17 protein-coding genes and 1 rRNA gene are annotated in these 18,940 nt (G+C 61.7%); 16 read left to right on the forward strand and 2 right to left on the reverse strand.

Annotation, left to right across the window (positions count from 1 at the left end; translation table 11 throughout):
• The first annotated feature begins 28 nt into the window (after positions 1-28).
• The 10 genes from ileS (at position 29) to FCL40_RS11600 (ending at position 11,100) form a co-directional block, all read left to right on the forward strand.
• Positions 29-2,845: an isoleucine--tRNA ligase gene (ileS, locus tag FCL40_RS11555; RefSeq protein ID WP_136853452.1), complete on the forward strand. Its 2,817-nt coding sequence runs from the start codon at positions 29-31 to the stop codon at positions 2,843-2,845.
• 10 nt (positions 2,846-2,855) lie between these two features.
• Entirely contained in the window at positions 2,856-3,353 is a 498-nt protein-coding gene (lspA, locus tag FCL40_RS11560) for a signal peptidase II (RefSeq protein WP_136853453.1), read from the forward strand.
• On the forward strand, positions 3,353-3,799 hold the full coding sequence (gene fkpB, locus FCL40_RS11565; RefSeq protein WP_136853454.1) for an FKBP-type peptidyl-prolyl cis-trans isomerase: 447 nt from the start codon (positions 3,353-3,355) through the stop codon (positions 3,797-3,799). Before lspA ends, fkpB begins: the two co-directional genes overlap by 1 nt.
• 2 nt (positions 3,800-3,801) lie before the next feature.
• Positions 3,802-4,731: a 4-hydroxy-3-methylbut-2-enyl diphosphate reductase gene (gene ispH / locus FCL40_RS11570; RefSeq protein WP_136853455.1), complete on the forward strand. Its 930-nt coding sequence runs from the start codon at positions 3,802-3,804 to the stop codon at positions 4,729-4,731.
• A gap of 107 nt (positions 4,732-4,838) precedes the next feature.
• Positions 4,839-5,396, forward strand: a complete 558-nt coding sequence (gene pilV / locus FCL40_RS11575; protein WP_136853456.1) for a type IV pilus modification protein PilV — start codon at positions 4,839-4,841, stop codon at positions 5,394-5,396.
• Complete coding sequence (locus FCL40_RS11580; RefSeq protein WP_136853457.1) at positions 5,393-6,346, forward strand: PilW family protein; 954 nt, start codon at positions 5,393-5,395, stop codon at positions 6,344-6,346. Before pilV ends, FCL40_RS11580 begins: the two co-directional genes overlap by 4 nt.
• Positions 6,343-6,783, forward strand: a complete 441-nt coding sequence (locus FCL40_RS11585; RefSeq protein ID WP_136853458.1) for a pilus assembly protein PilX — start codon at positions 6,343-6,345, stop codon at positions 6,781-6,783. Before FCL40_RS11580 ends, FCL40_RS11585 begins: the two co-directional genes overlap by 4 nt.
• A gap of 2 nt (positions 6,784-6,785) precedes the next feature.
• Positions 6,786-10,439 carry a pilus assembly protein gene (locus tag FCL40_RS11590; protein WP_229360320.1) on the forward strand — a complete coding sequence of 1,218 codons (3,654 nt, stop codon included), beginning with the start codon at positions 6,786-6,788 and terminating at the stop codon, positions 10,437-10,439.
• The gene (locus FCL40_RS11595) at positions 10,439-10,834 is read left to right on the forward strand and encodes a type IV pilin protein (RefSeq protein WP_136853460.1); all 396 of its coding nucleotides are present in this window, start codon (positions 10,439-10,441) and stop codon (positions 10,832-10,834) included. The genes FCL40_RS11590 and FCL40_RS11595 overlap by 1 nt, the downstream gene beginning before the upstream one ends.
• The gene (locus FCL40_RS11600) at positions 10,831-11,100 is read left to right on the forward strand and encodes a TapY2 family type IVa secretion system protein (RefSeq protein ID WP_136853461.1); all 270 of its coding nucleotides are present in this window, start codon (positions 10,831-10,833) and stop codon (positions 11,098-11,100) included. The genes FCL40_RS11595 and FCL40_RS11600 overlap by 4 nt, the downstream gene beginning before the upstream one ends.
• Here the strand turns inward: FCL40_RS11600 and FCL40_RS11605 are convergent, their stop codons facing one another.
• A complete protein-coding gene (locus FCL40_RS11605) occupies positions 11,101-11,628 on the reverse strand; it encodes a GspH/FimT family pseudopilin (RefSeq protein ID WP_169307091.1) in 528 nt (175 codons plus the stop codon).
• A gap of 108 nt (positions 11,629-11,736) precedes the next feature.
• On the opposite strand from FCL40_RS11605, the gene FCL40_RS11610 reads away from it, so the two are divergent.
• Positions 11,737-12,075 carry a P-II family nitrogen regulator gene (locus tag FCL40_RS11610; RefSeq protein WP_136853463.1) on the forward strand — a complete coding sequence of 113 codons (339 nt, stop codon included), beginning with the start codon at positions 11,737-11,739 and terminating at the stop codon, positions 12,073-12,075.
• 63 nt (positions 12,076-12,138) lie between these two features.
• On the opposite strand, the gene FCL40_RS11615 is transcribed toward FCL40_RS11610, so the two are convergent.
• Positions 12,139-12,906, reverse strand: a complete 768-nt coding sequence (locus FCL40_RS11615) for an outer membrane protein assembly factor BamD (protein WP_136853464.1) — start codon at positions 12,904-12,906, stop codon at positions 12,139-12,141.
• Positions 12,907-13,029: 123 nt separating this feature from the next.
• Between FCL40_RS11615 and rluD the strand changes: the two genes are divergently transcribed.
• From rluD to FCL40_RS11640, 5 genes are all read left to right on the forward strand, one after another.
• Positions 13,030-14,001 carry a 23S rRNA pseudouridine(1911/1915/1917) synthase RluD gene (gene rluD / locus FCL40_RS11620; protein ID WP_136853465.1) on the forward strand — a complete coding sequence of 324 codons (972 nt, stop codon included), beginning with the start codon at positions 13,030-13,032 and terminating at the stop codon, positions 13,999-14,001.
• Positions 14,001-14,723 (forward strand): peptidoglycan editing factor PgeF, encoded by a 723-nt coding sequence (gene pgeF, locus FCL40_RS11625; protein WP_136853466.1) that lies wholly within the window; start codon positions 14,001-14,003, stop codon positions 14,721-14,723. The genes rluD and pgeF overlap by 1 nt, the downstream gene beginning before the upstream one ends.
• Before the next feature lie 69 nt (positions 14,724-14,792).
• Positions 14,793-17,363 carry an ATP-dependent chaperone ClpB gene (gene clpB, locus FCL40_RS11630; RefSeq protein WP_136853467.1) on the forward strand — a complete coding sequence of 857 codons (2,571 nt, stop codon included), beginning with the start codon at positions 14,793-14,795 and terminating at the stop codon, positions 17,361-17,363.
• A gap of 117 nt (positions 17,364-17,480) precedes the next feature.
• A complete protein-coding gene (locus FCL40_RS11635) occupies positions 17,481-17,807 on the forward strand; it encodes a hypothetical protein (protein WP_136853468.1) in 327 nt (108 codons plus the stop codon).
• Positions 17,808-18,342: 535 nt separating this feature from the next.
• A 16S ribosomal RNA gene (locus FCL40_RS11640) occupies positions 18,343-18,940 on the forward strand; the annotation flags it as partial.

Here is an 18,940-nt window from a genome sequence, read left to right on the forward strand (position 1 = left end):
TGTTACCTGAACAATGGTGAAAGGATCGATGAGCGACTACAAATCAACGCTAAACCTGCCGGAAACTGAGTTCCCCATGCGTGGCAATCTGGCCAAGCGGGAACCCGAAATGCTGAAACGCTGGGACGAGAAAGAGCTGTACAAGGCGATTCGTGCCAGCCGTCAGGGAGCGAAGCCATTCATTCTGCACGATGGCCCTCCGTACGCTAACGGCGACATTCATATTGGTCACTCAGTAAACAAGATCCTGAAAGATATTATTATTAAGTCCAAGACCCTGGCTGGCTTCGATGCCCCCTATGTGCCCGGGTGGGACTGCCACGGTCTGCCCATCGAACTGAAGGTCGAGGGCAAGGTGGGCAAGCCCGGCCAGAAGATCTCTGCCGCCGAGTTTCGCCAGAAGTGTCGTGAGTACGCCCGCGAGCAGGTGGAGGGCCAGAAAGCCGATTTCATCCGCCTGGGTGTGCTGGGCGAGTGGGACAAGCCCTACCTGACCATGGATTACGGCACCGAGGCGGAGATCATCCGCTCCCTGGCCAAGATCATCGACAACGGTCACCTGCACAAGGGCGCCAAGCCGGTGCACTGGTGTACCGATTGTGGCTCCGCCCTGGCGGAAGCCGAGGTGGAGTACGAGGATAAGACCTCTCCCTCCATCGACGTGCGTTTCAGCGCCGTGGATGCCAAGCTGGTGGAAGACAAGTTCGACTGCGCCGAAGGCCACACCGGCCAGGGCCCTGTCTCCGTGGTGATCTGGACCACCACCCCCTGGACTCTGCCTGCCAACCGCGCCGTGTGCCTGCACGCCGACCTGCAGTACGCCCTGGTCCAGGTCGAGGGTGACCACCCCGAGCGTCTGGTGCTGGCTGCCGATCTGGTTAAGGATGTGATGGACCGCGCCGGTATCGACCATTATCACAACCTGGGCTACTGCAAGGGCCAGGATCTGGAGCTGCAGCAGTTCAACCACCCCTTCTACGAGATGACCGTTCCCGCGATCCTCGGCGATCACGTGACCACCGAATCCGGTACCGGTGTGGTGCACACCGCCCCCGGCCATGGTCAGGAGGATTTCCAGGTTGGCCTGAAGTACAACCTGGAGGTGGCTAACCCTGTGGGCAACAATGGGGTCTACCTGCCGGACACCCCGCTGTTTGCCGGCCAGCACGTATTCAAGGCCAACGACGCCGTGGTTGAGGTGCTCAAGGAGAAGGGGGCCCTGCTGCATCACGAGGCGTTCCGCCACTCCTATCCGCACTGCTGGCGTCACAAGACCCCCATCATCTTCCGCGCCACTCCCCAGTGGTTTATCTCCATGGATCAGGCCAAGCTGCGTCAGCGCTCCCTGGAGGAGATCAAGGGGGTTCAGTGGATCCCCGACTGGGGCCAGAGCCGCATCGAGGGGATGGTTGCCGGTCGCCCCGACTGGTGCATCTCCCGTCAGCGTACCTGGGGTGTGCCCATCGCCCTGTTCGTCCACAAGGAGACCCAGGCACTGCACCCCAACTCCGTGGCGCTGATGAACATGGTCGCCGACCGGGTCGCCGAGTCTGGCATTCAGGCCTGGTGGGATCTGGACGCCGCCGAACTGCTGGGTGAGGAAGCGGCCCAGTACGACAAGGTGCTGGACACCCTGGATGTGTGGTTCGACTCCGGCTCCACCCACGCCTCCGTGGTGGATGCCCGGGAGGAGTTCCACGGCGCCGAGGTCGATCTGTACCTGGAGGGCTCCGACCAGCACCGCGGCTGGTTCATGTCCTCCCTGATGACCGGTGTGGCCATCAAGGACAAGGCCCCCTACAAGCAGGTGCTCACCCACGGCTTCACCGTGGATGGCAAGGGCCGCAAGATGTCCAAGTCCATCGGCAACGTGATCAGCCCCCAGCAGGTGGTGAACAAGCTGGGCGCCGACATCCTGCGCCTATGGGTGGCTTCTACCGACTACACCGGTGAGATGACCGTATCCGACGAGATCCTCAAGCGCAGCGCCGATGCCTACCGCCGCATCCGTAACACTGCCCGCTTCCTGCTGGCCAACATCAATGGCTTCGAGCCCAACCAGCACATGGTGGCCCCCGCCGAGATGGTGGAGCTGGACCGTTGGATGGTGGCCCGTGCCTTTGACCTGCAGGAGGAACTGGTTGAAGCCTATGACAGCTACAACCTGCTGCAGGTGACCCAGAAACTGATGCATTTTTGCTCCATCGAGCTGGGCAGCTTCTACCTGGATATCATCAAGGACCGTCAGTACACAGCCAAGGCGGACAGCCATGCCCGCCGCTCCTGTCAGAGCGCCATGTACCTGATCCTGGAGGCGATGGTGCGCTGGATGGCGCCGGTAATGAGCTTCACTGCCGACGAGATCTGGCAACTGCTGCCCGGGGAGCGCGATCAGTTTGTGTTTACCCAGACCTGGTATGACGGCCTGGGCCGTGAGTCGGGCTCCCTGAACGATGACCAGTGGCAGAAGCTGCTGGAGGTGCGCAGCGTGGTGCGTAAGGCCCTGGAAGAGGCCAAGGCCGACGGCATCAACAACCCGCTGGATGCCAGCGTCACCCTGTATGCCGACGAGACCCTGAGCCCACTGCTGGCCAGCCTGGGGGATGAGCTGCGCTTCGTGCTGATCACCAGCGACGTTAAGCTGGCGCCATTGAGTGAAGCTGGCGAGCTGGCTGAAACTGCACTGGCCGGCATCAAGGTGGGCGTGACTCTGTCCGAAGCCGCCAAGTGTGAGCGCTGCTGGCACCACCGCTCGGACGTGGGCAGCCACGGCGCGCACCCGACCCTGTGCGGTCGCTGTGTCACCAACGTCGATGGTGACGGGGAGCAGCGTCAGTTTGCCTAACGGAGTGATCATGGCACAACAGTGGAATAACAGCGGCCTGAGATGGATCTGGGTCGCCCTGGTTGCCCTGGTCCTGGATCAGGCCAGCAAGTTGGCGGTGATGGCGAGCTTTCAGCTGTATGAGAGCCTGGCCCTGATACCCAGCCTGAATCTGACCTATGTGCACAACACCGGAGCCGCCTTCAGCTTTCTGGCAGATGCCGGGGGGTGGCAGCGCTGGGCCTTTGCCGGTTTCGCCCTGGTGGTGACCCTGGTGTTGCTGGTGCTGATGCGCAGGCAGGAGAGCGGCCAGTGGCGGCTTAACCTGGCCTATGCGCTGATCATCGGCGGTGCCATCGGCAACGTTATCGACCGGGTGGCCTACGGTTACGTGGTGGACTTTATCGATTTCTACGTGGGGAGCTGGCACTGGCCGGCCTTCAATATTGCCGACAGCGCTATCTGCGTTGGCGCAGTATTGATGATCCTCGACAGCTTTATGGATGGCCGTAAGGCCAAGGAGGCGTGATGACTGAGCCGGTCATTGGCAACAACAGCCAGGTTTTTGTCCACTTCGATGTGGAGCTTCCCGACGGCACCGTTGCCGACAGCACCAAAGCCCATGGCAAACCCGCCCGGCTGACCCTGGGGAATGGCAGTCTCAGCGGCGCCTTCGAGGCGGCGATCAAGGGGATGTGCAAGGGAGAGACCCGTCGCTTCTCCCTGGACCCCCAGCACGCCTTCGGCGAGCGCAATCCGGACAATATCCACCATATGGATCGCACCCAGTTCGCTGCCGATGCGGATCTGACTGAGGGCACCATCATGGCTTTTGCGACCCCGGACGGCAACCAGGTGCCCGGGATCATCCGCGAGGTGGCGGGCGATTCGGTGACAGTGGACTTCAACCACCCCCTGGCCGGGCAGATGGTGATCTTCGATCTGGAAGTGCTGGATATCATCGTTAAGGACTGAGCATGCAGATTCAACTGGCAAATCCCCGGGGCTTTTGCGCCGGCGTCGACCGGGCCATCAGCATTGTTGAGCGAGCCCTGGAACTGTTTGAACCGCCTATCTATGTCCGCCACGAAGTGGTGCACAACCGTTATGTGGTGGACAGCCTGCGCCAGCGGGGCGCGGTGTTTGTCGATGAACTGCACGAGGTGCCGGACAACAGCATTGTCATCTTCAGTGCCCATGGCGTCTCCCAGGCGGTGCGCCAGGAGGCGGACAACCGCGGCCTCAAGGTGTTTGATGCAACCTGCCCCCTGGTCACCAAGGTGCATATGCAGGTCACCCGGGCCAGCCGCAAGGGACTGGAGTGTGTTCTCATCGGTCACGCCGGCCACCCAGAGGTGGAGGGCACCATGGGGCAGTACGACAACCCGCAGGGGGGCATCTACCTGGTGGAGTCTCCCGAGGATGTGCTGAAGATGGAGGTCAAGGATCCGGACAACCTGCAGTTTGTCACCCAGACCACGCTGTCGGTGGATGACACTGCCGCCATCATCGAGACCCTGAGGGCCCGCTTCCCCTCCATCGCCGGTCCCCGCAAGGATGACATCTGCTACGCCACCCAGAATCGTCAGGATGCGGTGCGGGAGCTGGCCTCCCGTTGCGACCTGGTGCTGGTGGTGGGGTCGAAGAACTCCTCTAACTCCAACCGCCTGCGCGAGCTGGCGCAGAAGTCCGGCGCCCGCGCCTATCTGGTGGACGGCGCCGGGGACATCGATGCCGCCTGGCTGGAGGGCGCGGCCAACGTCGGTGTCACCGCCGGCGCCTCGGCGCCTGAGGTGCTGGTCAAAGGGGTGATTGCCGAGCTGCAGAACCTGGGGGCCGATCGGGTCGAAGAGGTTCAGGGCCGCGAGGAGAACGTGGTATTCCAGGTGCCCATAGAGCTGAGATAAGCTTTTTCTGTTTTGATATAACGGGCGCCACCCTCGCGGGTGGCGCTTTTTTTGTGCTGGCATAAGCTTAGAGTCATAGGAAAGTCCACCAAGCCGACAAGGATGTCATGGCGATTCATACCCAGTCCGGGGTCTCCCTGATCGAGGTGCTGGTGGCGGTGGTGGTGCTGGCGGTGGGACTGCTGGGTACCCTGCAACTGCATCTCGTGGCCCAACGCAGCAGCTTCGAGTCGCTCCAGCACGTCAGGGCGCAGACCCTGGCGGAGAGCATGCTGGAGCGCATCCGGCTGAACCCCTCTCAGCTGGCTGCCTACCAGGGTAGCTACGGCGCCTCTGCACCCGCGATGCCCACTCCCTCCTGCCTGTCCGCCACCGGCGCCATCACCCCCTGTTCGCCGGCTCAGATGCGAGCCTGGGATGGCTACCTGTGGTCCCTGTCCCTGCGCGGCGCCGACGAGGTCAAGGACAGTCGGCCGATGGGGCTGGTCGGCGCGCTGGGCTGCGTCCGGGTTCATGAAGAGCGGGTGGAGGTGGTGGTCAGCTGGCAGAGCCGGCACAGCACCGAGGATGGCGCCGATGCAGGCGATGACTGGCGCAGAGGGTGCGGTGTTGCCGGCCCGCGGCGGCGGCAGGCGTATCTGGACAGCAGCAAGGTGGCGCTGTGAAGCGGGGAGTGGGGGCCACGCTGGTGGAGCTGCTGATCGCCATGATCCTGGGGCTGTTTCTCCTGGGTTCGGTGCTGGGGGTCTTCGTCGCTTCCTCGTCATCGGTCAGTCGCACCGGTCAGTACAACCAGCTGCAGGAGTCGGCCCGGCTGGCGCTGAGCCTCTTGGGGGAGGAGCTGGCTCAGGCCGGCTTCTGGGCCGATCTTACCGGTGATTCGCTGAATCTGGACAGTGTCCAGGTGCTGGCCTCGGTGGCGAATGACTGCGTGGGGGAGGGCGACAACAACGCCTCCATGCCAGCCCTGCGGGGGCATTTTCGCTACCTGTGGGCCTACCGCCAGGACACCACCCCGAACATGTCTTGCAGCCAGGGGGCGGTGGAGGGCAGCCATGTGGTGCAGATCAAGAGGGCTTCGGGGCCACCACGGGAGGCCGCCGAGCTGGAGAGCAATCGTTACTACCTGCTGGCCAACGCTTCCCGCGGCATCCTGTTTGCCGGGGATCGGGCTCCTGTCCCAACGCTCACCCAAGGGCGCTACTGGGAGTTTCAGCACCGGGTGTTCTATGTGGAGCGCCGCGAGGATGGCGTGCCTGTGCTCAAGTGGCGCCAGCTCTATGTCAATGGGGGCATGGTAGAGGAGGAGCTCGTCGAGGGGGTCGAGACCCTGCAGATCCGCTTGGGGGTGGACAGCGACGGTGACGGCAGCGTGGACAGCTACCTGCCCCCGTCGGCGTTGAGCCCGGAGCAGTGGGAGGGGGAAGTCACCCTGGTTTCCGTGTCGCTGTTCCTGGTGGTGCGGGCGCCAGTGGCCGAGCCCCTGTCGCAAGATACCCTGGCCCTGACCTTGCCTGACGGCGTCCTCGGTTACAGCGATGGCCTACCCCGGCGCCTGTTCAGCACCACGGTGATGCTGCGCAACCCGGTGTTGATCCTGAGGGGGGCGCTATGAAACGGCAGGGCGGGGTGGTGTTGATGGTGAGCATCTTTATCTTGATGGTGCTGATGATCCTAGGGTTGTCTCTATCGTCAAACAGCCGGGTGACCATGATGGGTACGGCCGCATCCACTGCCCGGCAGCAGGCATTACAGCAGGCCCGGGGGGCCCAGGAGGGGTTCGTGGAGCGACAGCGACTGGCCAGGGCCGGCAGCCTGCTGCTGACCAACAGCGGCGCGCAGATCCTGGCCGATACGGTGTTCAGCGCCCAGCACCGCATCGACTTCATTGCCGAGGGACCCTGCAAGCGCAGCGCCGAGGCGGACTCCGGCAGCAGTTTCCTGTGCCGTACCAATGAGATCAGCTCCCGGGTGAGCTTTGGCAAGGGGGGGCGGGGGAGCCTGAGCGTGACCACAGGGATAGAGCAGCAGGTGCTGCTGGTGGGGAACTGATGATGCGAGCCTTGATCCTGGCCATGATGATCTTCGCCGTGGGCGTCGGTTGGGCCGATGACACCGAACTCTACGTCTATGGCGGCACCCTGACCGCCGATAGCCGCCCCCAGGTGCTGATCATCTTCGATAACTCGGGCTCCATGAAAACCGAGGAGGAGGAGGCTCCCCCTCCCTTCGACCCCTCCCACGATTACAGCGGTGGTCATGATCGCGGTCGTTTCTACTATGTGCGAGGCCAGGTCAACGACAACCTGCCCGATCCCCGCAATGGGCTCGAATATCGATACTTCGACAGGGAGCTCAATGGCTGTATGGCGGCGATCGCCCCCAGGGATCCGGACGATCCCGCCTCCAGGGGAGTGATTGACCATACCGGCTTTTTCACCGACGCCATGCTCAACTTCCGCAGGGGGGGGCGGCGGGACCCCGAGTGGCGTTGGCGCCGTTTCCCCTCCAGCCTTAAGCAGGCTCACGAGGCGGGCATCGTCGGCAGCTACGGGTTTGACTGTCTCCAGGATATCCATGACCACACCCTGAGCAACGCGGCGGCCCACAGCGCCACCGGCCTGAGGATGAATGGTTTTCCCCGGGACATGGACCAGGCTCAGCCCTATGACGGTAGCCACGGTGGTCAGAGTGTGGCGGAGCTGGACGCGGCGGCGGAGACGGCCTTGAGCCAGACCAGCTTTGCCAGCGCCGAAAGCGTGACCCTGTATACTGAGAACTACCTCTACTACCTGCACACCAGCGGCGCCACCAGACGCAGCCGCCTGGCCATCGCCAAGGAGGTGGTGTCCTCAATGGTGGAGAGTACGCCTGGGGTGGATTTTGGCTTGGCGGTGTTCAATCTAAACAGCGGCGATGACCGTGATGGTTCTGGCAGCCATGGGGGCCGGCTGCTCAGTGGCATCCAGCAGATGTCTGCCGTCAACAAGGAGCACCTCATCAGTACGGTGGAGGGGCTGACCGCTACAACCTGGACCCCGCTGTGTGAAACCCTGTTTGAAGCCTATCGCTATTTCAGCGGCGGAGCCCTGATGTTTGGCAGTGACACGGCGGTTTACGGGGCGCCGTTCGCCGCCGGTGGGCGCTATCTGAGCCCCTTTATCCACTGTCAGCCGCTGGCCTATGTGGTGCTGATTACCGATGGCTCTCCCACCAAGGATGAAGCGCTCAACAGCCAGGTTCGCGGTGAGCTGAACCTCACCGCCTCCCAGGCCTATCCGGTGTACGACCCCTATCGTAGCCTGGGCAGTGATGACTGGGCCGACAGCTACCTGCCGGCACTGGCGGAACACCTGCACACTCAGGATATCAACCCTTGGATCAACGGTCGCCAAAGCGTGGTGACCTACACCATCGGCTTCTCTCAAGATGGCATCGACAGCGCCGGAGCCCTGCTGGCGGAGACCGCCAAGCGCGGCGGTGGGCAGTATTTCCCGGCCGCCAGCGCCCAGGCGTTGCAGAATGCCCTGCAGCGGGTGTTCTCGGAGATCCTGGCGGTGGACGCCAGTTTTACCTCACCCTCCATCGCCGCCAACAGTTTCGACCGCACCCAGACCCTGGATTCGGTGTACTACTCGATGTTCCTGCCCTCGGATCGACCAAGGTGGTCAGGAAACCTGAAGAAACTGAAGATACTGGCATCCGGCAGGGTGGTGGATGCCCGCGGTGGACCCGGGATCGACCAAGCCGGCAACATTGCCGAGACCGCCTGCACCTTCTGGACCCTGCCCACCACCTGCACCCTGGCGGCCAGTGGCGGCGATGGCCATTCGGTGGGCGAGGGCGGGGCCGCCGAGAGCCTAGTGGTCCAGGCGCAGCGCCGGGTGCTGGTGGAGCCAGCCTCCGGCAGCGGGCCCCTGGTGCCCCTCAGCCAGGCGGCACTGGAAGCCCGGGCAGGAGGAAGCGCTGAGTTGCTGGTTGAGCTGGGGATCGTGTCGCAGGAGCTGGCCGGTTTCCTGGCCTGGATGGCCGGCCAGGATGTGGACGATGAGGATCAGGATGGGGACCTGACTGAGACCAGGCACGACCTGATGGGGGATCCCTTGCACTCCAAGCCCCTGGCCATCCATTACGGAGAGGGCAAGGGAGTCCGGATCCTGGTTGGGACCAATGCCGGGGTGTTGCACATGTTTCAGGATGGCGGAGATCGTCTCTCGGAGAGCTGGAGCTTCAGGCCCCACCGTTTCCTGGGAGAGCAGCTAACGCTGCGGACCAACCCCAGGATCGGCGGCCACAGCGTCTACGGCGTGGATGGATCGCCGGTGGCGTATATCGAAGATGGCAATGAGGATGGTGAGATCGACGCATCGGCCGGAGATCGGGCGTGGCTGTTCTTCGGCCTGCGCCGCGGCGGTAGGGCCTACTTTGCCCTGGATCTGACCGACCCGGATGCGCCATCGCTGATGTGGATCCGCAGCGCCGTCAGCGATGGTCTGTCGATGTTGGGGCAGAGCTGGTCAGAGCCGGTGGTTACCCGCATTCCCGATTATCCCAAGGCTAACCTCGCTGCCACCGCGGCCAGGCCGGTACTGATCATCGGTGGTGGCTACGATCCCCACAAGGACCTGGAGTCCGTGGGCAGCCCGGACACCCTGGGTCGGGCGGTGTTCATCCTCGACGCACAGACCGGAGAGCTGGTCCACCGCTTCTCTCCGGATGGCGGCGACAGCGAGCATACCCGCGTGGCTTTCGAGGACAGCATTCCCGGGCGGGTGGCGGCGCTGGACAGCGACGGTGACGGCCTGACCGACAGGCTCTACGCAGCAGACACCGGCGGAAACGTCTGGCGCTTGGATCTGCCCGGGGTACGAAGCGTGCAGCCCTGGACAGGGTTCCGGTTTGCTGACCTGGGGGGGAGTACCCTGGCCTCGGACCGGCGCTTCCATCACGAGGTGGCGGTGGCGCAGACCAAGGTGCAGCGCAAGGAGTCGGTCACCGAGACAGTCAACGGGGAAAGCGTCACCCGGGTGGTGGCCACCGAGCTGCCCTATGATGCGGTGGTGATCGGCAGCGGCAACCGGGCCCACCCCAACGCCATCGGCACTCAGGACCGGCTGTTTGTCCTCAGGGATCTCAATCTCTATCCCCGCAGCTTCGATGGTGACGACGCCCCCGGGCACGCCCAGGTTCCCGAGCCCATAACCTTGGATCAGCTCTTCGATGTCACTGCCGATCCCCTTGGCCAGTCTGCCGATGCCGAAACCAGACTGGCTCAGGAGTTGCTTGCCGGCAGCAAGCTGGGGTGGAGCTTGGGCCTGGCTGAGGGGGAGAAGGCCCTGGCGGCGGCCACCGTGCTCGGCGGCAATGCCTACTTCACCACCTTTGTCCCGGGCAACCAGAACCTGGCCAATGCCTGCCTGTCGGCCGGTCAGGGCAGGCTCTATGTGCTGAATCTGCACCTGGGAATCAACCTGTATCGCCACCGCTATCTGGACCTGGGAGCGAGACTGCCGGATACCCCTCAGGTGGTGGTCCCTCCCCCCTCCGACCCGGATGACCCCAGCTGGAACCCGAGGGTGTTTCTGGTGGGGGTTGGTCAGGGGTTCACCCTGGAGGAGGGGGGACTGGAGCTCAGTAATAGCGGCAGCGGTGATACGGCAAAGGTGTTGGTCCCCAGATACCTCTACTACTACCAGGGAGGGGAGTGATGAGAGTGCAAGGTGGCGTTAGCCTGATCGAATTGATGCTAGTGGTGGCGATCCTGGGGTTGCTGCTGACCCTGGCCCTGCCCTCCTACCAGGGCCACCTGGCAAGCGGTTATCGCAGCGACGCGATTGCCAACCTGATGAAGCTGGCTAACCTTCAGGAGCGCTACTATCTCAGCTACCAGAGTTATACCGACGATATGACCAGGCTGGGGTTGGCGGCGGATCCCTGGGTGATCGACGGTGGTCGCTATGCCTTGGACGCCGAGTCGGCCGGTGCCGACAGTTTCCTGCTGAAGGCTACCGCCCTGGGGAGCCAGGCAGCGTCGGATCCCGGCTGTGCTTCCATTACCCTGAGTGACCAGGGGGCACGGGCCCCGGCGGAGTGCTGGCAATGAAGCTGCTGTGGATGATCCTTCCCCTGGTGGTGACTCAGCCGGTGAGAACGGAGTACAAATGCTGGATTGAGGACAGCGCCGCGCAGCAGCGAATTCTGTTCTACCTCTGGCAACCGCAACGTGCCCTGACCGAGCAGGCCAGGTTGCCGGGGCGGCCTTTGGTGGGCGAGCAGCTTCGAGTATCCCGGGTGATGGAGTGCCAGCCCAGCCGCTCCGACTTTCACTCTCCCAAAGCCAGGGCGCTGGAGCGGTTAACCCCGAGATGACTACTGACAGCCGGTGGAGCCCTCATGGGGTTCCATCTTGGCCCGACCGGTGCGGCTGATGACGACCTTCAACGGATAGCTGCTCTGGTCCTGATCGCTGCAATAGTAGAAGCTGCCATTTTGACCGGTAAACCCATCGGGGGCGAATCGGATGGCGTTGACCCTGGCGCTGTATTTGAGGTAGTCCCCTGAGCTGATGGCGTCACCGCGGAACATGGCCAGGTCCCCACCGCCGAGGCTTTGCAGCGGCTCATCGTCCACAAACACCACGTAACCCTGGTGCCACTGACCATCGCACTGGTTGGACGTGGACAAAGGACACAGGGTCACCGTGGCCTGATAGCTGAGGGCCAGGTATCGCGCCTGGACGAGGTCATGGTACAGGGAGTGAATTTTTGCCTCGGCCCGGGCGTCGGCGAACAGGGCTCGCATCGAGGGTGCCCCCCAGAGCAGGAGAATGGCGGCAATGGCCAGGGTGATCATCATCTCTACCAGGGTCAGGCCCGGGCGCAGGCGTCCATGCATCATTTCAGGCTTCCCTATCCCGATTTGAATCATTTACACTCATACACAGTTTAGTCGGCAAGAGGCCGGCGTGGTTTTGCAGAGGCGCACAGCGCAGAAGGAAGAGGGCAGATGAAGAAGATTGAAGCGATCATCAAGCCGTTTAAGCTGGATGATGTCCGGGAGGCCCTGGGTGAGATCGGTGTAAATGGCATGACGGTACACGAAGTCAAAGGTTTCGGGCGTCAGAAGGGACACACCGAGCTGTACCGCGGCGCCGAGTACATGGTGGACTTCCTGCCCAAGGTGAAGATCGATCTGGTGATTGCCGATGAGTTGGTGGACCAGGCGATCGAGGCGATCGTCGAGACTGCCCGAACCGGAAAGATAGGCGACGGCAAGATCTTCGTGACCGATGTGGAGCGGGTGATCCGTATCCGCACAGGTGAAGAGAACGAAGACGCCATCTGAGCCCTCGGGGCTTGAGAGACAGAAAAGGCGCCCCTGGGCGCCTTTTGCAATTGTCGACGGCGGCTACCGCGCCAGATCGTTGTTGGGGTAGGTGGCTTTGAGTACCGTCAGGGCGTTCTGCTTCAGTGTCTCCTGGCCCAGCTCCTCGTAGCTTCTGACCATGATCTCCAGGGCGCCTTCCACCGCCGGGGTGCCGGCATAGGTTTCCAGGATCTGCTGTGAGCGGTTGGCCGCGGCGATCCAGGCCTCGATCTTGACATAGTATTCCGCGACCCCCAGGGAGTACTCTGCCAGCCGGTTCTTGATGGCGATCATCCGCTGGCGGCCATCGGCGGCATAGCGGCTGTCGGGGAAGGTTTTCACCAACTTCTCGAAATCATTGAACGCCTCCCTGGCGTTTTCGGGATCGCGATCGGTGCGGTCCATATCCAGCAGCTCGTGGAACAGATAGCTGTCTGCCTGCATGTTCACCAGGCCACGCATGTAATAGACGTAATCGATGTCTTTGTGGGTGGGGTTCAGGCGGATAAAGCGATCAATATTGGCCAGGGCGCTGGGGGTATCGGCTAGCTTGTAGTAAGCGTAGATCAGGTCCAACTGCACCTGGGTTTTGTAGGCGCCGAAGGGGTATCGGGAATCCAGGGCTTCAAGAACCTTGGTGGCCTTGGTAAAGTTGCCGGCCTCCATCGCCTGGCGCGCATCGCCATACAGAGCTTCCGGGGAGCGGTCTTCGACGACGTAGGCATCAGGGCCCTCTTTAGTTGAGGAGCAACCGGCCATCATCAGGGTGCCGGCCAGGGCGAGAAGCAAAGGGCCTGCTAATTTACGCATGGTTTGAACCAATTCCTTATCATTATCGTGAAGTTCTGCTGCAAAAAGAGATAAAATTGCGGCTGGAGCGATTCTATCAGAACTGTGAGTGATTTCGAGCTTTTACAGCCGCATCGAGAGTATATGACCCAACACGTTGAATTAAATGGCGTAATTGATACTACGCACCTAGGTATGCGATTAGACCAGGCCCTGGCCGATCTGTTCCCGGACTATTCGCGCAGCCGAATCAAGGAGTGGATCCTGGCGGGGAAGGTCACTCTGGATGGGGAAACCGTCACCAAGCCCAGGGAGAAGGTGCTGGTGCATCAGCAGGTGGCGATTCAGGCAACCCTGGAGGAGGAGGTCAGCTCCAGGCCCCAGGAGATTGACCTGGATATCGTCTATGAAGATGAGCACATCCTGGTGATCAACAAGCCCGCGGACCTGGTGGTGCATCCGGGCGCCGGCAATGCCGATGGCACCATCCTCAATGCGTTACTGTTTCACTGCCCGGAGATCGCCAATGTGCCCAGGGCCGGCATTGTCCACCGCCTGGATAAGGACACCACGGGTCTGATGGTGGTCGCCAAGACGGTGCCTGCCCAGACCCACCTGGTGGCTCAGTTACAGGCACGGGAGATCACCCGTGAGTACGAGGCGATTGCCCATGGCACCCTGACCGCCGGTGGCACCGTTGATGCCAACATTGGTCGTCACCCACAGAAGCGGACTCATATGGCGGTCACCGAGATCGGTAAGCCGGCGGTGACCCACTACCGCATCGCCGAAAAGTTCCGGGCCCACACTCGCCTGAGATTGCGGCTGGAGACCGGACGTACCCACCAGATCCGGGTGCATATGGCCCACATCAAGCATCCGCTGGTGGGCGATCCCCTTTATCAAGGACGGCCACGGCCCACCAAGGGGGCGTCTGAGGAGCTGCAGCAGGTGCTGAAGGGGTTCCGGCGTCAGGCTCTGCATGCGGTCAAGCTGGAGCTGGCCCACCCGGTCACCAGCGAGTGGATGCAGTGGCATGCGCCAGTGCCCCAAGATATGGTCAAGCTGACCGAGGCCCTGCGCCGAGATACCGCCGAGCGCGGCATGGATTACTGATGTGGTTTAGCCCGGATTGGTCCCTGCCTGACGGGGTGGTTGCGGCCTCCACCGATCGGCTCGGTGGGAGCTCCCTCTCGCCCTATGACGGGTTCAACCTGGGTTCCCATGTGGGGGATGCCCCGGAGGCGGTCGCTCTCAACCGGCAGCGCTTGCGCCAGGGGCTGGGTCTGCCCAATGAGCCCGCCTGGCTGGAGCAGGTTCATGGGACCCGGGTGGTCACTCTGCCCTGTAGCGAGTCACTCCCCCAGGCCGATGCCACCTACACCCGAGAGCCGGATCAGGTGTGTGTCGTGATGACCGCAGACTGCCTGCCGGTGCTGTTGTGTCACCGCGACGGCACCCAGGTGGCGGCGGCCCATGCTGGATGGCGGGGCCTGTGCGATGGGGTGCTGGAGCAGGCGGTGTCGCGCTTTGGCGGCGAACCGGGTGAACTGCTGGCCTGGATTGGGCCGGCAATCTCTGCCGAGGCGTTCGAGGTCGGACCCGAGGTCCGAGCACAGTTTCTTGCCCGGGCCCCTGGCTCTGATGCCGCCTTCACCGCTCGGGGAGACAAGTTCCTGGCGGATCTGCCGCAACTGGCTTGCCGGCGTCTTCAGGCCCTGGGGCTGACCCACATCACCCTGAGCCATCTCTGCACCTTTGCCGACCGGCAACGCTTCTTTTCCTATCGCCGAGATGGCCGCTGTGGCCGCATGGCCTCTCTTATCTGGATCCGTTAACCGGACTTGAAATCCCTGTTAAGCATACCCATCTATTGTCTGTGTTAGATGACTTTTGGAGATTTGGGTATGCGACTCGACCGACTGACCAATAAATTCCAGCTGGCTATCTCCGATGCGCAGTCCCTGGCGTTGGGGCGGGATCACCAGTACATAGAGCCTGAGCACCTTATGTTGGCCCTCCTCAACCAGGACGGAGGGACGGTGCGTCCCGTGTTGGCGGGGTCGGGAATCGACGTCAATGCCCTGAGATCCAAGCTGACTGAAGCGCTGGACAAGTTTCCCAAGGTATCCGGTACCGGCGGCGAGGTGCAGCTGTCCCGACAACTGGGGGCGGTACTGAACCTGTGCGACAAGCTGGCTCAGAAGCGCAAGGACCAGTTCATCTCCAGCGAGCTGTTCTTGCTGGCGGTGCTTGAGCGCGGCGATGCCCTGGGGGAAACTCTCAAGCAGATGGGGGCGGACAAGTCGCGCCTGGAAGCCAGCATCGAAAAGCTTCGGGCTGGCCAGGCGGTGGAGGATCAGAACGCCGAGGATCAGCGCCAGGCCCTGGCCAAATACACCATCGATCTGACCGAGCGTGCCGAAGCAGGCAAGCTGGATCCGGTGATCGGACGCGATGATGAGATCCGCCGCACCATCCAGGTGCTGCAGCGCCGTACCAAGAACAACCCGGTGCTCATCGGAGAGCCCGGTGTGGGTAAGACCGCCATCGTCGAGGGGCTGGCCCAGCGGATCATCAACGGTGAGGTGCCGGAGGGTCTGAAGGGCAAGAGGGTACTCTCCCTGGACATGGGCGCCCTGCTGGCCGGTGCCAAGTATCGCGGCGAGTTCGAGGAGCGCCTGAAGGCGGTCCTCAACGAACTGTCCCAGTTGGAGGGACAGATCATCCTGTTTATCGATGAGTTACATACCATGGTCGGTGCTGGCAAGGCCGACGGTGCCATGGACGCGGGCAACATGCTGAAGCCCGCCCTGGCCAGGGGAGAGCTGCACTGTGTCGGTGCGACCACACTGGATGAATATCGCCAGTACATTGAGAAGGATGCGGCCCTGGAGCGCCGCTTCCAGAAGGTGCTGATCGAGGAGCCCAGTGTGGAGGACACCATCGCCATCCTGCGAGGCCTCAAGGAGCGTTACGAGCTGCACCACAGTGTGGAGATCACCGACCCGGCCATCGTGGCAGCGGCGACCCTCTCTCATCGATATGTGTCAGATCGGCAGCTGCCCGACAAGGCCATCGACCTGATCGATGAGGCGGCCTCCTCCATCCGTCTGCAGATCGACTCCAAGCCCGAGCCCCTGGATCGCCTCGAGCGGAAGATCATCCAACTGAAGCTGGAGGAGCAGGCGTTGAACAAGGAGGAGGATGAGGCCAGCCGAAAACGGCTGCAGATCCTCACCGATCAGCTGCGTGAGCTCGAGCGGGAGTACACTGAACTGGAGGAGGTGTGGAAGACCGAAAAGGCGGCCCTGGCCGGTACCCAGCACATCAAGTCGGCGCTGGAGCAGGCCCGCCAGGACCTGGAGGTGGCCAAGCGGGCCAGCGACCTGAGCCGGATGTCTGAGCTTCAGTATGGTCGCATCCCTGAACTGGAGAAGCAGCTGGACCTGGCCTCTCAGGCGGAGATGCAGGACATGAACCTGCTGCGCAACAAGGTGACCGACAACGAGATCGCCGATGTACTCTCCCGGGCCACCGGCATCCCCGTGGCCAAGATGCTGGAGGGGGAGCGGGAGAAGCTGCTGCGCATGGAGTCGATGCTGCATAAGCGGGTCATTGGTCAGGAGGAGGCGGTGCTGGCGGTGTCCAACGCCATCCGCCGCAGCCGCGCCGGACTGGGGGATCCCAAGCGCCCCATCGGTTCCTTCCTGTTCCTGGGGCCGACCGGGGTCGGTAAGACGGAGCTGTGCAAGTCTCTGGCGCAGTTCATGTTCGATACCGATGAGGCGATGGTCCGCATCGATATGTCCGAGTTCATGGAGAAGCACTCCGTGGCCCGGCTGGTGGGGGCGCCTCCCGGCTACGTGGGCTACGAAGAGGGCGGCTACCTGACCGAAGCGGTCCGCCGTAAGCCCTACTCGGTGATCCTTCTGGACGAGGTGGAGAAGGCACATCCCGACGTGTTCAATATCCTGCTTCAGGTACTGGATGACGGCCGCCTGACCGATGGTCAGGGGCGGACGGTGGATTTTCGCAATACGGTGGTGATCATGACCTCCAACCTGGGTTCGGACCTCATCCAGCAGCAGGCTGGGGAGAGTTACGAGCAGATGAAGTCTGCGGTGATGGGCGTGCTGAGTCAGGCGTTCCGGCCCGAGTTCCTCAACCGTATCGATGAAACCGTGGTATTCCATCCCCTGGCCCAAGAGCACATCAAGGCCATTGCCCGTATCCAGCTGAGCCTGCTCGAGGCCAGGTTGGCGGAGCGGGATTATCAGATGGAGGTCAGCGAGGAAGCCCTGTCGCTGATCGCCGAGGCCGGATTTGACCCGGTGTTTGGTGCCCGACCCCTTAAGCGTGCCATCCAGAATCGGCTCGAGAACCCGCTGGCCCAGGAGATCCTCAGTGGACGCCTGCTTCCCGGTAAACGCATCGCAATCAAGTGCGATGATCAGGGGTTTAGCTTCGCCCAGTAACTGAGGATGGCCCCTGGCTTATTCTGCCGTCGCATAGCCTGGGGGAGAAATGATCTAAAAGATCCTTCCTCCCCCTGCTATCTAGTTAGATAAGCCCGTTAAGACTTAGGGGGTCTTATGAAAAAGCTGATGATCCTGATGGTGGCTTCGGTTCTGGGCGCTCCGGCAGCCGCCAATCATTATGGAGTCAGGCTATCTGAGCTGGCTCAGGCACCAAAGACAGAAGTGAAGGTGGTCGCTCAGGCGGACAGTCGCGAAGCACTGATGCAACAGCTGGCTGTACAGTGGGGTGACGCCCCAGATATCAACCGGCTGTTGGCCGAACAGCCCACAGCAGCAGGTGCCGAGAGTAAGATCCGTACCAAGCGGGTGGTGGACAAGTGCTACCACAGTGTTCAGGCCGTGGCTTGCACCACCAAGGTGGTGTACCAGTTGATTGAGTGATTGGGGCGGCGGGAGCCGCCCTCTTTCCTATGCAAGAGAACTTTTAGAACCAAGAGTTATAGCTGCTCCGACTACCGGTCAGAATCTTTGGTCTACACTTAGTATCCTGCAGCAAGATCTCCTAGGCCTCGCCGTCTGCGGGAACGCTCCTAACGACGATAGTCACGCGAGGCACCGCGTTGAACAAGCTCCGGCATGCCAATCTTATTGGATAATGGCATTGAATGCTTGACTGCTCAGCGGTTTGCAGTATGATGATCGTCCGCTTTCGACAGGGACCCGTGAAAACTCCACCGGAGTGGCCATGGAGGAACTTTTTCTCTCTACAGAGAAAAAACACTTGACGAAGCCTGAGAGTCGCGTAGAATGCGCCTCCTGTCTCGATGAGAGACACGCTCTTTAACAATTAGTCAGACAATCTGTGTGGGCACTCGCGCAGGATTGATATCTCATATATCAATGTTGCACTGAGTGACTATAACAAGTTAATTCAGTAATTCATTGAGTCGGAATTTTCGGATTCCAAAAAACTTTTTAATTGAAGAGTTTGATCATGGCTCAGATTGAACGCTGGCGGCAGGCCTAACACATGCAAGTCGAGCGGAAACGACATCATTGAAGCTTCGGTGAATTTGATGGGCGTCGAGCGGCGGACGGGTGAGTAATGCTTAGGAATTTGCCCAGTCGAGGGGGACAACAGTTGGAAACGACTGCTAATACCGCATACGCCCTACGGGGGAAAGAGGGGGATGCTTCGGCACCTTTCGCGATTGGATAAGCCTAAGTGAGATTAGCTAGTTGGTGAGGTAAGGGCTCACCAAGGCGACGATCTCTAGCTGGTTTGAGAGGATGATCAGCCACACTGGAACTGAGACACGGTCCAGACTCCTACGGGAGGCAGCAGTGGGGAATATTGCACAATGGGCGCAAGCCTGATGCAGCCATGCCGCGTGTATGAAGAAGGCCTTCGGGTTGTAAAGTACTTTCAGCGAGGAGGAAAGGTTAGCGGTTAATACCCGTTAGCTGTGACGTTACTCGCAGAAGAAGCACCGGCTAACTCCGTGCCAGCAGCCGCGGTAATACGGAGGGTGCGAGCGTTAATCGGAATTACTGGGCGTAAAGCGCATGCAGGC

Origin of the sequence: Ferrimonas sediminicola (genome assembly GCF_005116715.1) — a bacterium.
GTDB lineage: Bacteria > Pseudomonadota > Gammaproteobacteria > Enterobacterales > Shewanellaceae > Ferrimonas > Ferrimonas sediminicola.

What these genes read in the sequence shown, in the direction of transcription:
- FCL40_RS11605 (WP_169307091.1), bottom strand. Translation starts at nt 11,628, where the DNA reads ATGATGCATGGACGCCTGCGCCCGGGCCTGACCCTGGTAGAGATGATG.
- FCL40_RS11615 (WP_136853464.1), bottom strand. Translation starts at nt 12,906, where the DNA reads ATGCGTAAATTAGCAGGCCCTTTGCTTCTCGCCCTGGCCGGCACCCTG.
- ispH (WP_136853455.1), top strand. Translation starts at nt 3,802, where the DNA reads ATGCAGATTCAACTGGCAAATCCCCGGGGCTTTTGCGCCGGCGTCGAC.
- FCL40_RS11635 (WP_136853468.1), top strand. Translation starts at nt 17,481, where the DNA reads ATGAAAAAGCTGATGATCCTGATGGTGGCTTCGGTTCTGGGCGCTCCG.
- pgeF (WP_136853466.1), top strand. Translation starts at nt 14,001, where the DNA reads ATGTGGTTTAGCCCGGATTGGTCCCTGCCTGACGGGGTGGTTGCGGCC.
- fkpB (WP_136853454.1), top strand. Translation starts at nt 3,353, where the DNA reads ATGACTGAGCCGGTCATTGGCAACAACAGCCAGGTTTTTGTCCACTTC.
- FCL40_RS11610 (WP_136853463.1), top strand. Translation starts at nt 11,737, where the DNA reads ATGAAGAAGATTGAAGCGATCATCAAGCCGTTTAAGCTGGATGATGTC.
- FCL40_RS11590 (WP_229360320.1), top strand. Translation starts at nt 6,786, where the DNA reads ATGCGAGCCTTGATCCTGGCCATGATGATCTTCGCCGTGGGCGTCGGT.
- ileS (WP_136853452.1), top strand. Translation starts at nt 29, where the DNA reads ATGAGCGACTACAAATCAACGCTAAACCTGCCGGAAACTGAGTTCCCC.
- lspA (WP_136853453.1), top strand. Translation starts at nt 2,856, where the DNA reads ATGGCACAACAGTGGAATAACAGCGGCCTGAGATGGATCTGGGTCGCC.
- FCL40_RS11600 (WP_136853461.1), top strand. Translation starts at nt 10,831, where the DNA reads ATGAAGCTGCTGTGGATGATCCTTCCCCTGGTGGTGACTCAGCCGGTG.
- rluD (WP_136853465.1), top strand. Translation starts at nt 13,030, where the DNA reads ATGACCCAACACGTTGAATTAAATGGCGTAATTGATACTACGCACCTA.
- FCL40_RS11585 (WP_136853458.1), top strand. Translation starts at nt 6,343, where the DNA reads ATGAAACGGCAGGGCGGGGTGGTGTTGATGGTGAGCATCTTTATCTTG.
- clpB (WP_136853467.1), top strand. Translation starts at nt 14,793, where the DNA reads ATGCGACTCGACCGACTGACCAATAAATTCCAGCTGGCTATCTCCGAT.
- pilV (WP_136853456.1), top strand. Translation starts at nt 4,839, where the DNA reads ATGGCGATTCATACCCAGTCCGGGGTCTCCCTGATCGAGGTGCTGGTG.
- FCL40_RS11595 (WP_136853460.1), top strand. Translation starts at nt 10,439, where the DNA reads ATGAGAGTGCAAGGTGGCGTTAGCCTGATCGAATTGATGCTAGTGGTG.